The 21,196-nt window shown below is 63.7% G+C and carries 23 protein-coding genes; 12 read left to right on the top strand and 11 right to left on the bottom strand.

Annotated features, from left to right (window positions below; translation table 11 throughout):
* Positions 1-46 precede the first annotated feature (46 nt).
* From VJ673_RS23620 to VJ673_RS23610, 3 genes are read right to left on the bottom strand one after another with little or no spacing between them, the layout of a single operon-like run.
* On the bottom strand, positions 47-463 hold the full coding sequence (locus tag VJ673_RS23620; protein WP_324128637.1) for a GtrA family protein: 417 nt from the start codon (positions 461-463) through the stop codon (positions 47-49).
* Positions 460-2,109, bottom strand: coding sequence for a glycosyltransferase family 39 protein (locus VJ673_RS23615; RefSeq protein WP_324128636.1), 1,650 nt, complete (start codon positions 2,107-2,109; stop codon positions 460-462). Before VJ673_RS23615 ends, VJ673_RS23620 begins: the two co-directional genes overlap by 4 nt.
* On the bottom strand, positions 2,106-3,104 hold the full coding sequence (locus tag VJ673_RS23610) for a glycosyltransferase family 2 protein (protein ID WP_414635686.1): 999 nt from the start codon (positions 3,102-3,104) through the stop codon (positions 2,106-2,108). Before VJ673_RS23610 ends, VJ673_RS23615 begins: the two co-directional genes overlap by 4 nt.
* Before the next feature lie 95 nt (positions 3,105-3,199).
* Here VJ673_RS23610 and VJ673_RS23605 point away from each other — a divergent pair, with 95 nt between their 5' ends.
* On the top strand, positions 3,200-4,090 hold the full coding sequence (locus VJ673_RS23605; protein WP_324128635.1) for a ChbG/HpnK family deacetylase: 891 nt from the start codon (positions 3,200-3,202) through the stop codon (positions 4,088-4,090).
* The gene (gluQRS, locus tag VJ673_RS23600; protein WP_324128634.1) at positions 4,087-4,992 is read left to right on the top strand and encodes a tRNA glutamyl-Q(34) synthetase GluQRS; all 906 of its coding nucleotides are present in this window, start codon (positions 4,087-4,089) and stop codon (positions 4,990-4,992) included. The genes VJ673_RS23605 and gluQRS overlap by 4 nt, the downstream gene beginning before the upstream one ends.
* 22 nt (positions 4,993-5,014) lie before the next feature.
* Here the strand turns inward: gluQRS and VJ673_RS23595 are convergent, their stop codons facing one another.
* From VJ673_RS23595 to VJ673_RS23580, 4 genes are all read right to left on the bottom strand, one after another.
* Complete coding sequence (locus VJ673_RS23595) at positions 5,015-5,725, bottom strand: SDR family oxidoreductase (protein ID WP_324128633.1); 711 nt, start codon at positions 5,723-5,725, stop codon at positions 5,015-5,017.
* A gap of 70 nt (positions 5,726-5,795) precedes the next feature.
* The gene (locus VJ673_RS23590; protein WP_324128632.1) at positions 5,796-6,029 is read right to left on the bottom strand and encodes a DUF2789 domain-containing protein; all 234 of its coding nucleotides are present in this window, start codon (positions 6,027-6,029) and stop codon (positions 5,796-5,798) included.
* A gap of 98 nt (positions 6,030-6,127) precedes the next feature.
* Positions 6,128-7,285, bottom strand: a complete 1,158-nt coding sequence (gene clsB / locus VJ673_RS23585) for a cardiolipin synthase ClsB (RefSeq protein ID WP_324128631.1) — start codon at positions 7,283-7,285, stop codon at positions 6,128-6,130.
* Positions 7,282-8,037, bottom strand: coding sequence for an endonuclease/exonuclease/phosphatase family protein (locus VJ673_RS23580; RefSeq protein WP_324128630.1), 756 nt, complete (start codon positions 8,035-8,037; stop codon positions 7,282-7,284). The genes clsB and VJ673_RS23580 overlap by 4 nt, the downstream gene beginning before the upstream one ends.
* An 89-nt stretch (positions 8,038-8,126) precedes the next feature.
* Between VJ673_RS23580 and VJ673_RS23575 the strand changes: the two genes are divergently transcribed.
* The 9 genes from VJ673_RS23575 (at position 8,127) to VJ673_RS23535 (ending at position 15,476) form a co-directional block, all read left to right on the top strand.
* On the top strand, positions 8,127-9,173 hold the full coding sequence (locus VJ673_RS23575) for a tyrosine-type recombinase/integrase (protein WP_324128629.1): 1,047 nt from the start codon (positions 8,127-8,129) through the stop codon (positions 9,171-9,173).
* 615 nt (positions 9,174-9,788) lie between these two features.
* Complete coding sequence (locus VJ673_RS23570) at positions 9,789-10,058, top strand: helix-turn-helix transcriptional regulator (RefSeq protein ID WP_324128628.1); 270 nt, start codon at positions 9,789-9,791, stop codon at positions 10,056-10,058.
* A 168-nt stretch (positions 10,059-10,226) separates the two neighbouring features.
* Positions 10,227-12,395, top strand: coding sequence for an AAA family ATPase (locus tag VJ673_RS23565; RefSeq protein ID WP_324128627.1), 2,169 nt, complete (start codon positions 10,227-10,229; stop codon positions 12,393-12,395).
* A gap of 107 nt (positions 12,396-12,502) precedes the next feature.
* A complete protein-coding gene (locus VJ673_RS23560; protein WP_324128626.1) occupies positions 12,503-12,820 on the top strand; it encodes a hypothetical protein in 318 nt (105 codons plus the stop codon).
* Between the two features lie 40 nt (positions 12,821-12,860).
* Positions 12,861-13,271: a hypothetical protein gene (locus VJ673_RS23555; protein WP_324128625.1), complete on the top strand. Its 411-nt coding sequence runs from the start codon at positions 12,861-12,863 to the stop codon at positions 13,269-13,271.
* 2 nt (positions 13,272-13,273) lie between these two features.
* Positions 13,274-13,669: a hypothetical protein gene (locus VJ673_RS23550; RefSeq protein ID WP_324128624.1), complete on the top strand. Its 396-nt coding sequence runs from the start codon at positions 13,274-13,276 to the stop codon at positions 13,667-13,669.
* Complete coding sequence (locus tag VJ673_RS23545) at positions 13,666-13,971, top strand: hypothetical protein (protein WP_324128623.1); 306 nt, start codon at positions 13,666-13,668, stop codon at positions 13,969-13,971. The genes VJ673_RS23550 and VJ673_RS23545 overlap by 4 nt, the downstream gene beginning before the upstream one ends.
* The gene (locus tag VJ673_RS23540; protein ID WP_324128622.1) at positions 13,955-14,206 is read left to right on the top strand and encodes a hypothetical protein; all 252 of its coding nucleotides are present in this window, start codon (positions 13,955-13,957) and stop codon (positions 14,204-14,206) included. The genes VJ673_RS23545 and VJ673_RS23540 overlap by 17 nt, the downstream gene beginning before the upstream one ends.
* A 175-nt stretch (positions 14,207-14,381) precedes the next feature.
* Entirely contained in the window at positions 14,382-15,476 is a 1,095-nt protein-coding gene (locus VJ673_RS23535; RefSeq protein WP_324128621.1) for a phage major capsid protein, read from the top strand.
* A gap of 219 nt (positions 15,477-15,695) precedes the next feature.
* Here VJ673_RS23535 and VJ673_RS23530 read toward each other — a convergent pair whose 3' ends face one another.
* The 4 genes from VJ673_RS23530 to VJ673_RS23515 form a co-directional block, all read right to left on the bottom strand.
* Positions 15,696-16,385 carry an RloB family protein gene (locus VJ673_RS23530; protein WP_324128620.1) on the bottom strand — a complete coding sequence of 230 codons (690 nt, stop codon included), beginning with the start codon at positions 16,383-16,385 and terminating at the stop codon, positions 15,696-15,698.
* Positions 16,375-17,667, bottom strand: coding sequence for an AAA family ATPase (locus VJ673_RS23525; RefSeq protein ID WP_324128619.1), 1,293 nt, complete (start codon positions 17,665-17,667; stop codon positions 16,375-16,377). Before VJ673_RS23525 ends, VJ673_RS23530 begins: the two co-directional genes overlap by 11 nt.
* A gap of 385 nt (positions 17,668-18,052) precedes the next feature.
* On the bottom strand, positions 18,053-19,153 hold the full coding sequence (gene nadA / locus VJ673_RS23520; RefSeq protein ID WP_324128618.1) for a quinolinate synthase NadA: 1,101 nt from the start codon (positions 19,151-19,153) through the stop codon (positions 18,053-18,055).
* A 53-nt stretch (positions 19,154-19,206) separates the two neighbouring features.
* Positions 19,207-19,659, bottom strand: a complete 453-nt coding sequence (locus VJ673_RS23515; protein WP_324128617.1) for a rhodanese-like domain-containing protein — start codon at positions 19,657-19,659, stop codon at positions 19,207-19,209.
* Positions 19,660-19,713: 54 nt separating this feature from the next.
* Here VJ673_RS23515 and VJ673_RS23510 point away from each other — a divergent pair, with 54 nt between their 5' ends.
* Complete coding sequence (locus tag VJ673_RS23510; protein WP_324128616.1) at positions 19,714-20,892, top strand: cation diffusion facilitator family transporter; 1,179 nt, start codon at positions 19,714-19,716, stop codon at positions 20,890-20,892.
* The last annotated feature ends 304 nt before the right edge of the window (positions 20,893-21,196 follow it).

Genomic DNA, 21,196 nt, shown 5'->3' with positions numbered 1-21,196 from the left:
CCCGCGGGGCCTTTTCACGTCCGGGCACCGATCGGATCGACCCGGGTCAGTCGTGCGCGATGCGCTTGCGGAAGGTCCACACCGCGTTACCAACGTAGTGCCAGCAGAGCAGGATCGCGGTCGTCAGCATCTGCGCGAGAAAATAGTACAGGTGCAGCCAATCGACCAGCAGGTACATCAGCAGCGCGTTCCAGCACAGGCCCATGCCCGCGACCGCGAGGAAGCGCGGCAGCGCCTCCACGTGGGCGCGGTCGGAGCGGAATACGAGTGTGCGGTTGAGCGTGTAATTGACCAGCGCACCGAGCAGGAAGCCAGCGACCGACCCCGCGATGGGATCAACATGGGCCCCTTCGACCAGCGCCAGCAGCAGGGTGTAGTGGGCAGCCGTGCCGACCGCGCCGACCGCGGCAAAGCGCAGGAAGCGCGCGAAATGGCTGGCGTTGCTTTGGTCCTGGTCGCTCATTTCGGGATCCGCGGGTCGCGGTCGGCCCCTTCGAGCATGCGCCGATCGCGCACGACCGCGAGCGTGACCCCTTCGCGCGCAATCTCTCCGATGATCCGACCCTTGACGGCCGTGTGGCAGTCCATCTGCGTCGGCGACAGGAAGAAATCCGCAACGCGCCAGTCGCGCGTGACTTCGAGCCCCGGTGCGAGCCACGCACTGCCCTGCACGGACTCGGCGCAGACTGCCACCGTGTAGGTGCGCGGCGCTGGTCCTTCCGCGGCGACGTAGGCATTCAAGAGCGCCGCAGCCGGCCGGAGGCTGTCGCCCCAATAGTCCATCTCCCAGCGCCCCTCGCTTCCCCGCACGCCACCGATGAAGCCGTTGTACGCGATGTATTCGTAGGGGTGCAGACGCGCGAGCGTTACGACTTGGCCGGCGACGAGTAGCACGCACGCGCCCGCTGCCGCCAGGCGCGCACGCGGCCAGCGCGCAGCATGCTGCCACGCACCGTACAGCCCGGCCCCGCCGAGCACCGCGAGCGGCGGCAGCAGGAAGGTGAAGTGACGGATGCCGTTGTAGAGCGGCGGCGCCGCCAGCAGCGTGTAGGCGAGCGGAAAGAGTGCGGCCAACGCTGCCGGCAGCCAGCGCAGCGCGCGCTCACGTCCTTCGACTGTGCCGATCGTATCGGGAAGCGCACGCAGGCCGCCGAGCAGCGCCAGCGCCACGCCGAGCAGGAAGAGCTCCGGCAGGCGGATCAGCAAATAGGTCAGCAGGTAAGTACCCGGCACGTCTCCGTTCTTCATTACGACGCCGTTCACAATCGTGTAGAGATCGAAGGAGAAGTGCGAGAAGGTCGTCATCGCCTTCACGAGGTTCCCTGTCGACAGCACCGCCCAAGGCCAGAAGAAGCCCATCAGCGCGAAGGCAAGCACCGCGGCCGGCAGCAAGGCGAGCACGGCGCGCCCGAGGACGGCCAAGCGCGAGCGCAGATCAGTGCCATGCAGCCACGCGCCCGCGAGCACCGTGCAACCGAGGTAGAACACGGCGAACACGGCGCCGACACGCAGTCCGAACGCGCAGCCGATCGCGACGCCCAGGCCGACGAGGTCGCTCGCCCGGAAACGCGGCAGCGTTGCCGCGAAGCGCGTCGTGAAATACAAGGCCCACACCATCGTCGTCGCAAAAGGCACGTCCTTGGTGTGCGTGAACATGGCCCCGGACCACGCGCCGCTGATCGACAGCAGCAGCAGCGCCAGTAGCCCCGCCCACTCTCCCGCCAGCAAGCGCGCAAGAAGCCAAGTGCCGACGAGCCCGAGCAGCCCGAAACCGGCCGACAACAGGTGGCGCAGGTCCCATACGTTCATCGGCACAACCTTCTCGAGGGTGGCCGCGATCAGGTCGAAGAGTCCGCCGTAGAGGTACAGGTTCTTGTACTCGAAGGCGGTGCGGTCGGCGAAGCCTGAGCCGTAGAAATCGACGAGCAGGCGGCCGTAGACGTGCTGGACCTCCTCGTCGTTGCTGATACCGTGCTGGCCGAAGCTGTAGACGATGAACACGCCGACGAGCGCGAGGAGCAGCCACGCCACGCGGCGGGCCCACACCGGGGTGATCGACAGGCGGGCGGCTGCCGAAGCGTCGCCCGAAACCTTCGCTGGAGCGCTCACTTCTTGTCCTCGTCGAAACCGAGACGCTCCGCGACGAGATACAAGGGACGTCCCTTGACCTCGGTGAAGATGCGCCCGACGTACTCGCCAAGCACACCGAGGCTGATCAACTGGATGCCCGACAGAAACAGCACGGAAACGATGATCGACGCGTAGCCGGGGACGTCGATGCCGAAGATCGCCGTGCGTACAACGAGAAAACCGCCATACAGCACGGAGAGCGCCGAGATCACGACGCCGATCAGGGACCACACGCGCAGCGGCAGCGTGCTGAAGGCCGACAGTCCGTCGATGGCGTAGCGCAGCAGACGCAGCAGCGACCACGCCGAAGCGCCCGCCGCACGCTCGGCGGGCTCGAAGTCGATCTCTTCCTGACGGAAACCGACCCAGCTCGTGATGCCCTTCATGAAGCGGGTACGCTCCGGCAGGCTGTTGATCGCGTCGACGACCGCACGATCGAAGAGCCGGAAGTCCCCGCCACCTTCCGCCAGGGCCACTTCGGAGACGCGTTTGAAGAGGCCGTAAAAGCCGCGCGACAGCTGGCGCCGCAGCCAGGGATCCGTGTCGCGCGAACGCCGCACCGCGGTCACCATCTTCGCGCCCTGCTGCCAGCGTGCGACCATCTCGGGGATCAGCTCGGGCGGATGCTGCAGGTCACCATCCATGAGCACCACAATGTCGCCGCGCGCCGCACGCAGCCCTGCCGCCATCGCCGCTTCCTTCCCGAAATTGCGGGCGAAGCGGATCGCCCGCAAGGCCGGGTCGACGGCACACAGCGCACTCGCTTCGGCGTAGGTCGTGTCACGGCTGCCGTCGTCGACGAACACGATTTCGTGCCCGGAAACGGGTAACTGCGCGATGACGGCCTTCAGGCGCCTATGCAGTGCGTCGAGCGAACCGCTCTCGTTGTAGAGCGGAACCACGACGGACAGGAGTGGCAGACGGTTGCGTACCAGCGCGGCAGCAGGCACGGCGTTCGAAAGGGAAGAAGACACGATGATCCGTTTTGAAGAAAATCGGCGGAAGCGCCGGAGAGTAAACGAAAATCCCCTTCGCCGCGTTGACCGCGCACCCCTTTGACCACAACGCCATGCCAGAAATTGTTAAGTCTTCCGCTGCGCCTCGTCCCGTGATCGTCTGCGCCGACGATTTCGGCATCGCGGGCGGTGTCAGCGAAGCGATCGCCGAACTGATCGCTCGTGGCCGGCTGTCGGCGACGAGCTGCATGACGCCGCTCCCCGACTGGCGCCGCCACGCACCCCAGTTGCGCACCGTCCTGCGTCAGACACCGGCCGACGTCGGGCTGCACCTGACCTTCACCGATCACAAGCCCCTTACCGCGGCCCGCGGGCTGGCGCGCGACGGACGCCTTCCCGCACTGGGGCAGCTCCTTGCACGGGCCCTGGCACGCGCCCTCCCAAGCGACGCCATCCGCGACGAGATCCGCGCCCAACTGGACGCCTTCGAGGACGTCTGGGGCGAGCCTCCCGACTACGTCGACGGCCACCAGCACGCGCATGTCTTCCCGGGCATCCGCGAAGCCCTCGTCGATGAGATGCTGCGGCGCTATCCGGCGCGTCGCATTTGGGTACGTGACTGCGTCGAAGCCCCCCTTCGCAGCCTGCGCCGAGGCATCGCGCTACCTAAGGCGCTGCTGATCTCGACGCTCGGACTCGGCCTGCGCGGCCTGCTGCATCGGCATGCGCTGCCCGCGAACGACGGCTTCGCGGGCCTGCACGATTTCTCCGGCCGGATACCGTTCCGCACGCTGATGCGCGCCTTTCTTGCGAACGCCGGCCCGCGCCCCCTCGTGCACGTCCACCCGGGGCGGGTCGACGCCGAACTGCGCGCATGTGATCCGCTCACGACGCCGCGCGAGACCGAACTCGCCTACCTCGCTTCCGCGGACTACGTCGAAGACCTTGCGACGGCAGGCCTTCACCCCGCGCGCTTCAGTGACTTCGCCGCCATCACGCCATGAGCATCGCCTCCCGTCCCTATGTCGGACGCTTCGCCCCGTCGCCGACCGGTCCGCTGCATTTCGGCTCGCTCGTCGCCGCGATCGGGAGCTTCCTCGAAGCCCGCGCGCACGGCGGACGGTGGCTGCTGCGCATCGAGGACGTCGACGCGCCCCGCACTGTGCCAGGGGCGGCCGATAGCATCATCGCCACGCTTGCGCGCTTCGGCTTCGAATGGGATGGCGACATCGTCTGGCAAAGCCGCCGCCTGGACGCCTACCGGCAGGCGCTCGCGCAATTGCAGGCCGCGGGCCACCTCTTTCCCTGCGCCTGCACACGCCGCGAGCTCGCCGACTCGGCCCTCGCGCGCGACGGTTCCCGAATCTACCCCGGTACCTGCCGCAACGGTCTTCCGCCCGGGCGTGCCCCGCATGCCTGGCGAGTCCGCGCGGAAGCGACGATCGCCTTCGTCGATCGCGTCCAGGGTCCGCAGCGCGAAGACCTGGGCAGCGAAGTCGGCGACTTCGTCGTGCTGCGCGGCGACGGCCAGTTCGCCTACCAGCTCGCGGTCGTCGTCGACGACGCCGCTGCAGGCGTCACCGACGTCGTGCGCGGCGCCGACCTGTTGGGCTCGACGGCGCGCCAGATCCACCTGCAGCACCTGCTCGGCGTGCGGACACCGGGCTATGCCCACCTGCCGGTGGTCGTCAATGCGGCCGGCGAAAAGCTCTCCAAGCAGACGCTCGCAGCGCCGCTCGACGACCTCGCACCGGCACCCGCACTCGTCGCGGCCCTTGCCTTCCTCGGACAGGAACCGCCCGCCGAACTGGCTCGTGCACCGCGCGATCAAGTCTGGACCTGGGCCCGCGCACACTGGTCACTGGCCTGCGTACCGCGAAAACTCTGCGCACCGCCCCCCGCCTGAACCACGGCGCGCAGAACCGGAGCTACCAGGGGATCTGCTCGCGGTCGCGGAAGAAGCCGCCCGTTGGACCGTCCACCGGCAAGGTCGCAAGCCAGATCACGGTGTCGATGCCTTCCTCGGCCGTACGGGGCGCCTCGACTCCGCCCAGGTCGGTCCGGCACCATCCCGGGCAGGCGGAATTGACCTTGATCGACGTCCCGGCAAGTTCGTCGGCGAGGATCCGGGTCAGCGCGTTCAACGCGGTCTTGGACATCCGGTAAGCGGGTGCTCCCGCCTCCATCTCCGCGAGTGCTCCCATTTCCGATGCGAGATTGACCACGCGCCCGGCGCGGCTCGCGCGCATCAAGGGCACGAGCGCCTGCGTCACCCGTAGGGCCCCAAGCAGATTGGTCTCGAAGGTCTTGCGCAACACATCGAGCGGCAGGTCCAGCACACTCGTGGAGTAGCGATCGAGCAGCACGCCCGCGTTGTTGATCAGGACGTCGACGCGCCCGAAGCGCTCGGCGATCCAATCGCGCAAGCCGCGCACGGACTCGTCGTCAGTCACATCCAGTTGATGCGTTTCGACCTCGTGCCCGCTCATTCCGAGCTTGGAACACAAGGGCGCCAGATCCGACACCTTGCGCGCCGTGGCGATGACGAGCTGCCCCTCCATCGTCGCGAGCCGCTGTGCGGCCGCGCGGCCGAGACCGCGACTCGCCCCGGTGATGACCGAGATGCTTCTGCTTTCCATGATCCGCCCCCTGGAGAGAGCTGCGCGTGCCGCCGGCCGGGCGCGCTCGGCATCGGCCTCGCCGCGGCACTCAGCTACGCAGGCGCGTGTTCAGCTGGTCGATCACGGGTGCCCAGTCGGCGTCTTCGAGGATCTCCTCGCGCAGGAAGCGCGCCTGCGCCGGCGACCAGAACGGCGCGCTGGCAAGGGGCACCCCTTGCGACAGATTCCCATGCGCGGCGATGAAGCCATCGATGGCAGCCTCGTCCGAGGGCAGTCCCAACTGGGCGAACAGGTTACCCATCGAATGGAGCGGTAGTTCCATGGCGAGTCTCCTTGACGTTCCGGTGGCAGGAACACCGCGACTGCGGTGCCGCACAACCACTATAGAACACGCTCCCCGGCCTGAAGTTCAGCGAACACTCAATGCTTGCGACCATATCCCGCGACGCCGATCGCCAGACGCACGAGCTGGTACGCAAGCCAGCTCGCCGCACGGCGCAGCCGCGGCAGCCGATGCCAATCCTTGCGCCGCAACTCCTTCGCCCCCACAGTGCACGCACGCCGCAGGCCCTCGCGCAGCTGACCCGCGAACACCCGGTCCTCAATCACGACGTTCGCCTCGCGGGCCATCAACAGGCTGAACGGGTCGATATTGCTCGACCCGACCGTCGCCCACATCCCGTCGACGACCGCGACCTTCGCATGTAGATAGCTCTGGTGGTACTCGAACAGGCGGATGTCGTGTTCGAGAAAGAAGGGGTACAACGCACGGGTCGCGTAGGACTGCATCGGATGATCGGAAAGCCCTTGCAGCAGCAGGATCACCCGCACGCCCCGATCGGCGGCGTCGATCAGTGCCTGGCGAAAGCGCCGTCCGGGAAAAAAATAGGCGCAGGCGATCACGACCTCACGCCGCGCTGTTGCCACGGCGGCGAGATAGGCATCCTCGATGTCGCGGCGATGGCGAAGATTGTCCCGGATCACGAAGGCCGCCCGCACTTCCCCGACCGGCTCCATGCGCGCCGGCGCGAGCAGGGGCAAAGGATCGCGCCGGCGCATGCTGGCCCAGGTCACCAGACGCCACAGGTGGTGCATCGACTGCAGGATCGGGCCAAGCAAAGGACCCTCGATCCTGACCGCGTAGTCGAAGCGCGGATTGACGGGACCTTCGGGATATAGGTCGTCGATGATGTTGATGCCGCCGACGAAGGCGACCGCGCCGTCGACCACCGCGAGCTTGCGATGCATACGCCGCAGGCGGTGGCGGCGCAGCGAAAAGACGCGCAGCTCGCGGCGGTAGATCATCACCGCAACGCCGTCGTCGCCCAGCGCGGCCATCTGCTCGCGCACGAAACTGCGGCCGCCAAACCCATCGACCAGCACGCGCACGGCCACGCCGCGCCGCGCCGCGCGTCCGAGGGCCGCGGCGATCGCCCGCCCCGTCGCGTCGTTCTCGAAGATATAGGTCTCGAGAAAAATCTCGCACTGGGCCGCATCGATCGCCCGCTCCAGCGCCGGAAAGTACGCCGCGCCATTCTCCAGCAGGGTGATTTGGTTTCCGCCAATGAAGGCGCTCACCCGTACGGCTCCAGCTCCGCCGTCAACGCCGCATGGTCCGATATCTGCGACCAGGGCAATCCGGAATGAACCTTCGCGTTTGCCACCTCGAAGCCGCGTACGTAGATGCGATCGAGACGGAACAGCGGCACACTGCTCGGAAAACTGCGCGGCGGCCGTCCGCGCCCGGAATCGAAGGCATCGCGCAATCCCAGGCGGCTCACCAGCACGTCGTCTGCGTGATTACGCCAGTCGTTGAAGTCGCCCGCGATGATCAGCGGCGCGCCGTTCGCCAGCCGCTCCATGCGGTCGGCGAGCGCCTCCATCTGGCGCCGCCGGCTGCCCGCCATCAGCCCGAGGTGCGCGCAGACGCAATGCACCGGCTTCGCGAGCCCCGGCACCTCCACCACACAATGCAACAACCCGCGCCGTTCGAAGCGGTGATCGGAGACATCCTGGTTGCTCGCGGAGAGGATCGGATAGCGGCTCAGAATCGCATTGCCGTGATGGCCATGCTCGTACAGCGCGTTGCCCCCGTAGGCCGCCTGCTGCCAGACGCCCTGCGCCAGGAACTCATGCTGCGGCGGCCCGGGCCAGTCGGCGTGCCGCGCCTCGTGCTGCAGGTGCAGGCCCTGCACCTCCTGCAGGAACACGAGATCCACGTCGAGCACGCGCAGGCGGTCTCGCAGTTCGTGGATCACCATGCGGCGATTGAACTGCGAAAAGCCCTTATGAATGTTGTAGGTGCAGACACTAAGCAATCGTTGCCCCATGAATCACCTGTTATTACAGCACTTTAACCCCAAGAAACACTCGCAAAATTCAGCTAAACTGGCGTTATCGATAACGGAGTGATAACGCCATGCCGCTCACCGAAACCGCTATCCGCCGCCTGCCCAACCCACCAAAGGAAAAGCTGATCGGAGACGAACGCGGCTTGTACCTCCGATGCTACCCGAGCGGGCGGCGCTCGTGGCTCTTCCGGACACGCGCCGGGGGCTCGTGGAAGACTCGCAATTTAGGCGAATGGCCTACTGTAACGTTAGCAGAGGCGCGGACAAAAGCATCGGCCCTTTCCGGCACCGTTCTACCCGAGGCTGTGACCTTTGGCGCATTGCTTGACGAGTGGTATCAGCGGCGCATTGAGCCCCGTTATCGCAAAACGACAAACGTCGAGACTTACGTCGCACGTGGCAAGCAGTGGGCCGGCAATGAGCGATTATCACAACTTAGCACCGCGCGCCTTGTTTCGCTGCTGGCAGACTACGCCGCCGCCTCCCCCGTCGCGGCAAATCGTTGCTTATCGAACTGGCGCCTAGCACTCGATTACGCTGTCGAGCGCGGTTATGTGGAACGGAACCCGCTGGAACGCACGACCGCGCGGGCTGTAGGCGGCGAGGAGGAGACTCGGGCCCGAGTCCTTACCGACGAGGAGATCCGGGCACTATGGGCCTCGGATCACGCTCACGCGCCGCTGCTGCGGTTCATCCTCTTGACCGGCCTGCGGATAAGCGAGGCGCAGGGCGCCCGGCACGATCACATCGACGGCGACAGGCTCCATATCCCCGAGAACAAGAGCGACCGCCCGCATTGGGTGTACCTGACGCCGGCCGCGCGCGAGCAGATCCACCCGACCGACTGGTTTTTCGACACACGCAACCCAAACGCGATCGCCGCCCGCCTCAAACGAGCCGGCGCGGGCTGGAAGCCCCATGACCTACGGCGAACATTCGCCACCCGCGTCGCCGGCCTGAACGTGGCGCCCCATGTGGTCGAGAAGCTGCTTAACCACAGTCTCGGGGGCGTACTGGCAATCTACAACCGCCACGACTACGCCCCCGAACGGATCGAGGCGACCAAGGCTTGGGCGCACGAGATCGTGCGGCTGACCGAGGGTGCGGAGAAATGATCCGCGCACATAACGCCGCCATATATGCGCGAATGAAGCGAAACGCACGCGCTGCAAGCCCCCGCGGCGTCGAAACCGGTCGCCTAGTCGCGGCATTGCTCCGCTACGGTGTCGACCTATCACGGGGACGCGAATCAGTCCGCCGCCCCCCGCCTCAACGCGGAGCCCCGCACAAATCAGTCTTCCACGGTTTCCTGCATGCTTACCTTGTGGCTGACGAATTCCTGCGCTTGGAGACAAGAGGAGGCAACCGGCGAGGGAGATGGAAAGACCTGGCGCTAGATAATATATCCGGCGAGAAAGTCGTGCGCGAGCGTGGCCGCGGTAGCAGTAGAAGCATTTTCGAGAAGTCGTATGACTTGTTCCGTCGTGCCGCCTTGCGGTACGCGCAAGACGTGCAGACCTTCGACCAACTGGTGATCAGCAGAAAACCAATCCCCGCGGATCTGCTACGTCGGCTTGCGGAGTTCGACGCCATAACCACCGCAGCTTACCGCCCTCCTCGATTTATATGGGGTCCGAAAAAATCCAAATAAATGTTGAATAACCCGGCGCGCACCAACCGCGCCGGCATGAATCGCGACGTGTCGGCGCATCCACACAAGGACCGCCGACATGCAGCAAAACCCCCTCCCCGCCCCCCAGTTGTCGCCATCGGAGCTGATGGCAAAGCCGGCCATGTCCTGGCCGGAATTCCTGCAACTCCTCGGGCTCCCCGAGAGCACCGCCGAAGAGGCCATCCGCGAGCCGGATGCGCCCAAATTCTTCTTGATCGGCCGTCGGCGCTACATCCGCACCGCCGACGTCGTGGCCTGGCTCGACAAGCAGGCGACAGCGAAGCCCTACTTCCCCCGCCGTAATGCTCGGAGGGGGACCGAACAATGAAGCGCCGCCACGTTCCCCTGGCTGCGCTCGCCGCCGGCCTACAGCGCCAGCGCGCAGGCCTCACCTCGGCTCCATTCCCGGAGCCCTCCCGCAGCGCGCGCCGCGCCGCAGCTCGTGAGGCACGCAAGGCTCGCCCGCTCTATCACCCCCTGGCATGGAGGGCGGCCGATGATGACAACCACAAATGAAAGCGCCCTCGGCCTGGCGGGGCAAGAGGGCGCGGGAAATGGCTGTACGGGCATACAGGCTGCGCAAATTGTAATCCCGCCCCCGCCGCCGATCAATTGCCCAGCGCCGCTGCGCGTGAGCCTGTTTTCATCAATTACCGCCGACCCGGTCGAATGCGAAATGCCTTCCCTGGCCGCTCTCGGGCAAATAATCGCCCATACTGAGCCGCACCAGTCCAAGAGCGATCTCCCGCTTCTGAAGCTCGTCCACTTCGGAACGCAGCGAACCGAGAAAGGGAGCCTGCGACACGACGCCAACGTGATCGAGGTGACCGGCATCGAGGTCGACTATGACGGCGGCCGGATGCAGCCGGAGGCGGCCGCGGCTGTCTTTTCCGCCTGTGGCGTTGAGGCGCTGGTCTACACGACGGCAAGCCACACCCCGGAATGCCGGAGATGGCGCGCGATATTTCCCCTGTCCAATCCATGCCGACCCGAAGAACGCGCAATTCACGTCGGCAGGGTCAACGCACTCCTCGGGGGCATCCTGGCGCCCGAATCGTTCACGATCTCGCAGGCGTATTACTACGGGCCTGTGGCCGGCGCCCCCGCGCCGCAGGTCTTCACCACTATCGGGGCGCCGGTCGACATCGCCCTAGCGGTCGTCCCGCCGATGATGCCGCAGCGGGTCACCCCATCCGAGCGCCCACCCGCCCCGCTTGATTGGGACACCAAGACGCCCGAGCAGCAGGCCGAAACGACCGCTGATCTCCGCGATGCGCTCCGGTATCTGGACCCGGACGACCGTGCGACGTGGGTCAAGGCGGGGCAAGCGCTCTGCCGTCTCGGCGGCGATATCGGGCGCCCACTGTGGGAGGGATGGTCGGCGACGTCGACGCGCTTCCCCGGTGGGGACGGGCTCGAGCAGTGGGAAACGTTCAGCGGCGAGCGTACCGATTACCGCGCCATCTTCACCGCAGCCGAGGCGCGCGGATGGGTCAATCCTCGGCGCCGGCCGAACTCGTTTGCCGCCCTCGCTACCCCACTCCCGGCCGGCGCTACGGCGCTGCCCGCCCCGCCCCGCTATCAGCTGATCCCCGCCGACCAATACGCGACGCGGCCGGCGTTGCCGTGGCGCGCCAAAGGCCTTCTGCCTATTGTCGGGCTCGCGGCGTTGTTTGGTCCGAGCGGGAGCGGCAAAACATTTCTTGGCTATGACCTCGGCGAGGTCATAGAGCGCGGCGGGAGCTGGTTCGGCCACAAGACCCAAGCGGCGCCCGTAACCTTTGTCGTGCTCGAAGGCGCTGGCGGGATGTCGAAGCGGATTCAGGCGCACCGCCTCAGCCGCGAGCCCGCCGCGACCGCCCCGGCGATCGTCGACGCGCCCTTCTCGCTGCTCGATGTGCGCGATGTGCCCGAGTTGGCGGCCGCCATCCGCAACGCAGGGCGGGCCGGGGGCGTCGTGTTCATCGACACCTTGAACGCGGCCGCACCTGGCGCCGACGAGAACAGCGCCGAGGCGATGGGGCGGATCCTGGCCGGCGTGCGCGCCCTACAGGCCGAGGTCGGCGGGCTCGTGGTGTTGATCCACCATCCCGGCAAGGACGTTTCCAAGGGGATGCGCGGGCACTCCAGCCTGTTCGCCGCGCTCGATGCGGTCATTGAGGTCACGCGCGACGGCGATCAGCGCACGTGGCGCGTCGCCAAGTCCAAGGACGGACAGGACGGCACCGCGCACCCCTTCCGCCTCGTCACGGTCCTGCTCGGAACCGACCCGGACGGCGACCCGATTACATCCTGCGTCGTCGAGCCTGACGACCGCCCGATGCTGCCCCGTCAATCGACGAAGCTCACGCGCGCCCAGCGCATCGCCGTGCAGGCGCTACGCGAGGCCGCCAAGACCCCTCAGCAGATCGAGGGCATAGCGTGCATGACCGCTACCGAGGATCAATGGCGCCCGCGCGCCTATGAACTCGGCATTTCTTCGGCCGATTCCACGGACGCCAAGCGCAAAGCCTTCGTTCGAGCACGGGACGAAATTATCGACCGTGGGCTCGTAATTAGCGAAAACGGAAATTACCGGATCGCATTTATCGCAAATATCGCCTCCCCGGACACCCGGACAGACACGGACAAAAACGGGCAAATGTCCGGCCACGGCCCCCCGTAGACCGGACAGACACGGACACACCCCTATAGGGGGTGTCCGGGTGTCCGGCCGGGGCGTGGTGTCCCGGTATGGCGACTAGCCAATTAGCGTAACCGGAGGAAATTACTGTGAATACCGAATTACTCAGCGGCGAGCAAATTATCGCCATTAACAAGATAAGCCGAGAGTTGACCCTGCTGACGCCGGGCCACGCGCCTGTGTATTTAGCGACCCTTACCCTGTCGGGGCTGCAGGCAACGTTCTATTGCCCGTCATGTCGGCGGGCGCATTTTCATGGTCCGTTCGCCGGCCATGTGGTTGCGCACTGCGCCGATTCCAAAGCCCATCCGCACGGCTACGTGCTGATGCTCGTGCAAGTCATACCGTGCCCGCCGCGACGCGTGCCGACCGGGAGCGTCTATCCAAAATATCCGGCAACAGTATGACCATGGGGAGGGGGCGTCCAATCTCTAGCCGACATGCCATATGAAAACCGACGCCCAAGTCAAATTTTCACAAACAAACGATTTTCAAACTGCTTTGAGGTCCGACATGACGACCGCAACCACGAAACCCCCGCGCGCACCGGCTGACCTATCGCCGGCCGCCCGCAAGCTGTGGGCGAAATTGCATGACGATTACGTGATCGACGATGCCGCGCGCCTCGCTACTCTGCATGAAGGATTGAAGGCATACGACCGGGCACAGGAAGCGGGCGCGATCCTGGCACGCGAGGGCGTCACGGTGCGTGATAGGTACGGCACTCCGAAGAGTCACCCGGCCGTCGACATCGAACTGCGGGCCCGCGCGCAATTCCTCGCCGCGATGAAGGCGCTGCAGTTCAAGGCCGACGACACGCCGCCGCCGAAAATCGGTCGCCCCCCGAAGAGGATTTGACGATGACGACCAGACGGAAAGACCGCAGCAGCGAATACGGCACCGTCCCTGATCGCGTCGCCCGCCTGCTACTCGACGAGCCGCCGGCCGGTCGAGGCGAATTCGCGTGGTGCCTATTGCAGCACAGGAGCCGCCTGCGGGCACTGTGGGAGGCGCACGGGGCGGCGATCGTGACCATATGGGCCCGTAGGCACCCCGGCACCCGGCCGCCGCTGTGGTGGAAGGCGGCAGCGCCGGTCCCCCGCCTGTTGGCGGACGGGCAACCGCCGCGCTACCCCAAGGCACCGGGCCTGTACGAAGGGCAAGCGGCCTATCTGGACCGCCTCGGGCTCCTGCAACGCGGGGAGCGTGCGCGTATTCCGGCCGCAGCCTGGCTCCCCGAGGACATCCGCCGATGACCGCCGCACTGCCCGAGCTCGCGGCCGATCGCGTGCCGATCCTGGAGGACGCTTACCTTGATGCGCTGGCGGATTACATGGAGCTCATGCAGGACCCGCGCGCCGCCTCATCGTTGTGGATTCCCCGGCAAGTCATCGAGCTACGGCTTAGCGCCCTCGAGCGGGCGCACGACGAAGCGATCGTCACGGTGCACAAGCTCTTAACCCTGCGCGGCACGCTGCGCCGGATCCGCGCTGATCTCATCCCGGAAACCCCGATCACCCTACCCGAAGGAATCAAACGCCATGTCCGAACTGACTGAAATCTCGCGTATCGCCCTCCAATCGGCCGCCTTCTTGGTCGACCACGCGAGCCGCGCACTCTCTCCCGAGCAGCGGGAAGCGCTCGACGTCGCGATCCGCGGAGGCGCCCGCCCTGTGGTTGAACTCACGGTGTCGCCCACAGCGCCCGCGATCGTCATCTATCTGGTCGAGCAGGAAGGGCGGCGCCGTCGCCTGGCGGAGATACCGACCGCAAGAACATCCTTTCGTCATTAGCTTATTGACGCAGTCGTCAATAAGCGTTTGATTTGACAATATAATTGTTCATGTATACGGTCGCCACATGCTTCCTCCAAACCTACGGGATGTAGTGGGAGTGCTGCCGGACACACGGGATGTGTGAAGGGTGGGATCGAGCGAAACCCACACATATGCAACGGAGTAAGCAACCATGGAAACGCAAGAACTGGAAATGCTGCAAGACACGCTCAAAAAGGGCCTGAAGGAACTTGGCGAGCGGACGACCAGTGCAATGACCGAACTGAAAGAGCGCCTGAAGGACGTTGAGCAGAAGCAAGTCGGAATGCGCTATGGCAGTGGCACGCATTCGCTCGACGGCAGCCACAAGGCGGTGTCCGACGCCGTGCAGTCGTCGCAGGGCTTCGCTCTCCTCGCGGGGCGCGAGATTCCCGAGTTGCGGGTGCGCCTCGACGCGAAGAGCCTGTATGCGGGGATGAAGGCCGCGATTGTTTCGCAGGATGCGCTTATCCCGCCGCAGCGGACCGAAATCATCGGCGCGGCGCAACGTCGGCGCACGCTTCGCGATCTGCTGAACGTGCGATTCACCGACGCCGGCTCGATCGAGTTCCCGCGGGCGACGCTGACGAACAACGCCGGCCCGCAGTATTCGAGTCCGAACCGCGAAAACGTGGCGAAGAACGAAAGCGCCATGTCGTTCAGTCTCGAAAAGGCGGACGCCGTGACCATTGCTCACTGGATCCCGGCATCCCGTCAGGTGCTTTCGGATAACGGCCAACTGCGCGCCTTCATCGACGGTCAGCTCCTCTATGGGCTCGCTATCGAGGAGGAAGACCAAATCGTGCTCGGCGACGGCACCGGCGGCAAGATTGACGGGCTCGTTAGCCAGGCCACCGCGTACAACAGAACCACGAGCGGCGACACCGGCGTGGACGTCCTGCGCCGATCCATGACTCAAGTTCAACTCGCCGACGGGAACCCCTCTGGCATTTTGCTCAATCCCGAGGACGCGGAAACGCTGGCGCTACTGAAGGATTCAACGGGCCAGTACATCAGCTGGAATGACAAACTCGTGCCGATCGTCGCGTCGAATGCGATTACCGCGGGGACCTTCCTGACGGGCGATTTCGCGCAAGCCTGCGACTACTGGATTCGGGAGGATGCCCTAGTGCGGATCAGCGAGTCGCACGCGGACTTCTTCACGAAGAACATGGTCGCGATCCTGGCCGAGCTGCGCGCGATGCTCACCGTCTACCGGCCAGCTTTGCTGGTGAAAGGCACACTGTAACCGAGTACCTCCCCCGTGCCCGGCGGGCGCCGCGAGGCGGGACCGGGACGTGGAAATGTCGGCGCCATGAGGAGCAAAGGCCGGCCGCTCCGCAGAGCCGTCCCCTCGTGCGGCACGCCCCCGGCCTGTCATCCCCAGGCGCGGGGGCTCTTGTTTATGTCCTTTGAAGTGAGCGTCACCCCGCCCCTCGAGATCGTCGTGCGCAACTACAAAATTTGCTTACAACGGAAGAGGCTCTAATCTATCTGGAGATTCACTCCTAAGATAATTAATTAGCTCCAATATTTCCGTTGAAGGATTTAGCTCCTCTGTCACACCTGCATCAGAAGAGGCCAATGCGGCGTTTTTCGCCGCAAAATTCATTTTCTTCTTTAACTCTCTATAAATTCCTTCAGCGCCCTTCTTGTATGGAACACCCAGAACCCTTTCGAATTCAGCGCTAAGCTCCGTTTCAAGCACCGTCCCAGGAGAGTTCTTCCCTCTTGCAACGTACCCCTTTCGCGTATATTTAAAATGCAAAAGAAGCCAGTATTCAAAGCACGGGTATGAAACAATTGCTCGAAATTTATTATCTCGCAACGACCGAATCTTTCTAATCGCCTCATCAAAAGACTCGTGCCGATCTCGATCGAAAACGCAAAACACCCTTTCGAACCTTCTCGCCCCACACTCTTTCTCCGCATGATCCACTACAGAAATTGGCGCAGAATCGCATTCTTTGCCAACGACGCGTACATCGGCAGCCGTTAGCCGACAATCATCAAGCAGATCAAAAAAGTAATTTGGCTCCGTCTTCTCTCCCTCACAAACAATAAGGATGCGTGCCCTAGGAGGCGCCACATCAGCCTTCCGAGAAAAATCCCGTGGAGGCCGTTTCAATCTCGCCAGAGCGTTCCTTTCAGCGGACATGGCGTAGCCTCTTCAATATTGGGGTACCGCCAAAAACACCCGAAAGATACTGCTTCTCAATCGGATCAGTTTCTCGCCCACGATATTCAACAATCGATCGAAGATGCGACGCATTTGTAACGCCGCGCTCTACAATGTAGAACTGATCGCGACGAAGCAAACGGCTGCTCATAATCGACGTGTCGTGCGTAGTAAAGACCAATTGAGCCTTTGAGCCATTTTCATGCAGCATCTCGATCAGACGATGAACAATCATCGGATGCAAGCTTGTGTCAATTTCATCAACAACAAGAACGTAATCGTTATTCAGCGCATTGGTCCATGGGCCGGCGAATGCGAACAAACTTCGCGTCCCTCCAGACTCTTCATCCTCTGAAAATTCAATTGGATCGCCGTCAGAATCCAAATGATAAAAAGCAATTTCAGGAATTTCTTTCCCTCGCAACATCTCAGTAAGCCCTGCCTTGAGAGACGAAGGCATATCCCCCGGAAGTTCCGTCGAATCAAATTCCTTCAACTCTACCTTGATATCAGAAATCGGGATATCCGCAGACGAAAGAAACTTCAGCACATCGGGCTTGTCTTTACCGGCGCATTTATTTATTGTGATTGAATTTTGCGATGAGAATATTGGAGTTGCAGCATCTAAGATTCGAAGGCGGGATCTAAACCATCCGTAGGGCGTTCTCAGTTGATGCAAGTCCTCAGCGCTTTGTTGCACCGCACGTGAAAAGTAGAGGGTATTTCTACCCGTTTGACGTGCCCAATCATGCCGAAGACGCCCCCCCTCGAACCGTCCGCCGAACGTATATTGATCTTTTTGGGCCGCTAGGTCGAAAACTCGCTCGAAATACAGTTGAGGTCTAGTCTTTGGATATGCAATTAACCATTCATGAGTGATGCGCTCAGAATTGCAGGCAAACCCGTAACTATAGCGAATGCCAGCCTCAATAAAATCTATCGAAAATCTCGAATCTGAGACACGGGTTTTCTTGTCCAATTTAAATGGCTGGACTCTAATCGGCTCATCTACCTCAGCTTTCGATGAGTGCAATACCATCCCCTCAACGAACCGCAACGCTCGTATGAGATTAGATTTTCCAGACGCATTGGGTCCGTAGATCGCCACGGAACGCAACAATGGCGGAAGGGATCGTTCCGGCCGCCCGGTATCAAAAGTATTGGAGGAACTCAGACGCCTGACACCGCGCGAAGCGGTAAGGGAGAGTTCTTGGGGATCTTTTATCGACCTGAAATTCTCAACCGTAAACTTGATCAGCACCACTTTCCCCTAATTTTGCGTTAGTTTTTTACGTAAAATAGCACGAAAAGCGTAGCTTTGGCGTTCTTTGGACGAGCCTGCGCGAGAACGACACCCGTAGACGGCGTCGAGCGAGAAGAAGCAAAGCGCTCAGTTACGTCGAGCGCGGACATGGGAAGTAGCGAAGGCAGGCGCAGGGACCGGCCGGGCAGGTCAACACCGCGGGGTTACGGCTGGCGGAGTAGTATGACCGACGCATACCGCGACCGCCTACCGATGCACGTGGAGGTAGGCGGCCGATAACGGAAGCGATAACGGAATCGGCGGCTTCTAGCGCGGCGCTTGGCTAGTAACGATGTTGTAGGTGCAGACGCTCAGGATCATCGCCAGGCCTCCGCACCGGGTCTTACGACACCGCCAGCATCCGTTCGAGCGCCACCTTCGCCAGTTCGGCCTCGTGGGGCGGCACCTGGATATGATTGACAACGTTGCCGTCGGCCAGGTTCTCGAGTGTCCAGGCGAGATGCTGCGGATCGATGCGCTGCATCGTCGAGCACATGCAGACGGTCGGCGCCATGAACTGCACGATCTTGCCCTCGGGCTTCATCTCCTCGGCCAGACGATTGACGAGGTTCAGCTCCGTGCCGACCAGCCAGCGCGAATTCGGCGCTCCCGCCTTGATCACGTTGATGATGTACTCGGTCGAGCCGACGTAATCCGAATTCATGCACACCTCGAGGCTGCTCTCCGGGTGCGAGATCACCAGCCCTTCCGGATGCTGCATGCGCCAGCGGCGGATGTGGCTCTCCTGGAACATCTGGTGCACCGAACAATGCCCCTTCCACAACAGGATCTTCGCATTGCGGATCTGCTCGGGCGTCAGGCCGCCGTATTCGAGATCCGGGTCCCACACCACCATCTGCTCGACCGGAATGCCCTTCTTGTAACCGGTCCAACGCCCCAGGTGCTGATCGGGGAAGAACAGCACCTTCTCGCGCTGCGCGAACGCCCAGTCGAGGATCACCGGCGCGTTGGTCGACGTGCACACGATGCCGCCGTGCTCGCCGCAGAAGGCCTTCAGATCCGCGGCCGAGTTGATGTACGTGACCGGCGTGATCAGCTCGTCGGGCCGGTCCAGCACTTCCGCCAGCTCACGCCAGCAGCGCTCGACCTTCGCGAGGTTGGCCATGTCCGCCATCGAACAGCCTGCCGCGAGGTCGGGCAGGATCGCCTTCTGGTGCGGCTGCGACATGATGTCCGCGACCTCAGCCATGAAATGCACACCGCAGAACACGATGAATTCCGCATCGGTCTGCGACGCCAGCCGCGACAGCTTCAGCGAGTCGCCGGTCAGGTCGGCATGCTGATAGACGTCGGCACGCTGGTAGTGATGGCACAACAGAACCGCCCGCTCGCCCAGCCGGGCGCGCGCGGCGCGAATGCGCTCCTGGGCCTCCTCGTCCTTCAGGGCGTTGAAGCGGTCGAAGCTGATGGTCGCGGTTTGCATCGTTGCCTTTACTCGATGAATCGGTTGGTAGATGGGTCGACGGGGAAGCTTTTTCAACCCTGTTGCCAAGGCAGCCCGGCATGGCGCCAGCCGCCGATGTGATTGCGCTGGCCGTTGGCGTCGCGGTCGCCCTCGAAGCCTTCCAGCACGTTGTAGCAGGCCGGATAACCGGCTTCAGTCGCCGCCCGCGCGGCCTTGTCCGAGCGCGCGCCCGAACGGCACATGAACATCACCAGCGCCTCCGGATCGACTTCGCGCTTCAGCTGTGTGACGAATTGCGGATTCGGCTGGTTCCCCGGATAGCTCATCCACTCGATCTCGACGGCACCCGGCACGCGACCGACCCAATCCCACTCCGCGCGGGTCCGCACATCGACCAGCTTGGCACCCGGCGCGAGCTGTAACACCTCATGCGCCTCGGCCGGCGTCAGCGCGCCCGCGTAGGGCAGCTGCATCTGCTGCGCCCGCTGCTGTGCCAGCCTGAGCACGTCGCTCAATTTTCCCATCGCAGCCATCCGGATAGAATCGGTTAAACGAACACGGAGTATATCGCTCAGACCATGGACCACCCAACTGCAACCGCGGGCAGCCGACGCCCGGACGACGCTACCCGTTCCCGCGGCATTCGCCGGGCGGCACTGGTGGCGGCAGCGACCAATGCCGTCCTCACGGTCGGCCAGATCACCATCGGCTTGTACGCGAACGCCTTCAGCCTCGTCGCCGACTCGATGCACACCTTCGCCGACCTCGCGACCGACATGCTGGTGCTGGTCGCCGGCCGACGCGGGGCCGAGCCCGCCGACCGCGAGCATCCGTATGGACACGGCCGCATCGAAACAATTGCATCCCTGATCCTCGGCCTGGTCATATCGGGCGTGGGCATGGGATTTCTGTGGAGCTCGGGCCTGCGCCTGCAGCACATGGATGCGGCTCCGCCGCTTCTGCCGGTCGCCTTCTGGATGGCGCTCGTGACGCTTGTCGGCAAGGAAGGGCTCTTCCACTATACGCAGGCAGCCGGCCGCCGCCTCAAGGCCCCCCTGCTCGAAGCCAGTGCCTGGCACGCGCGCTCGGACGCCGCCTCATCGCTCGTCGTCGCCGCTGGCATCGGCGGCAGCCTCGCCGGCTACCGTTTCCTCGAGCCGCTGGCCGCCGCGCTGGTCGGCTTCCTGATCCTCCACATGGGCATTCGCGTGGCGTGGAAAGCCGTGCGCGAGCTCATCGATACCGGCCTCTCCGAACTCGAAGTCGCCCGCATTCGCGACACCATCCGGAGTACCCCCGGCGTCGTCGGGCTGCACGACCTGCGCACGCGGCGGATGGCCGACCGGGTCCTGTGCGACGCGCACATCCAGGTCGATCCCCACATCACCGTTTCCGAAGGACATCAGATCTCCGACACCGTCTACCTGCGCGTGCGCCGCGCACACCCGGAAGTCGAGGACTTTCTGGTGCACGTCGACGCCGAAAACGATGCCCCTCAACACAGGATGTCGCCCCTGCAGCTTCCGGAGCGCACCGAAATAGTGCGCACGCTCGGAGACCTCTTCGAAGGACAGCTGCCCGACTCGCCTCGCCTGCTGATCCACTACCTCGGCGAGCACCTCGAAGTCGAGGTGCTACTGACCGAAAAGGATCTTGCTCGCATAGACCGGCCGCAATTGTACGAGCGCATCGAGGGCTTTTTGGCCGACCAGCCTCAGTATCGCGCGATCACCGTGTTGAGCGAGATTGCACCATAACAGTGCATTCGATGCCCAGGTGCGCACCTGTTTTGTGCATCAGAACTGCCGACCGCACGCACCCTCCGGTTCAGGGCGCAAACGGGCGGAAAGCCTGGGAAATCGCCCAAGTTATTTCACGCAAACAAGACTTCATTCCTGCGCTACGACACGTGCAAGCTTATGGCACAATGCCCGGCACACTGAAAAAGCATGGCATGGATGCTGCTTACTTCGGCGCAACGGAAATATCCCCCGTTATCAACCGCTATCGTCTCTTCTCACCAGGAGCACCAGGAGTGAATATGAACGCTCAAGACGTCAT

Source organism: Aromatoleum sp. (assembly GCF_035254505.1).
Taxonomy (GTDB): domain Bacteria; phylum Pseudomonadota; class Gammaproteobacteria; order Burkholderiales; family Rhodocyclaceae; genus Aromatoleum.
This window is presented reverse-complemented; position numbering and strand designations above follow the sequence as displayed.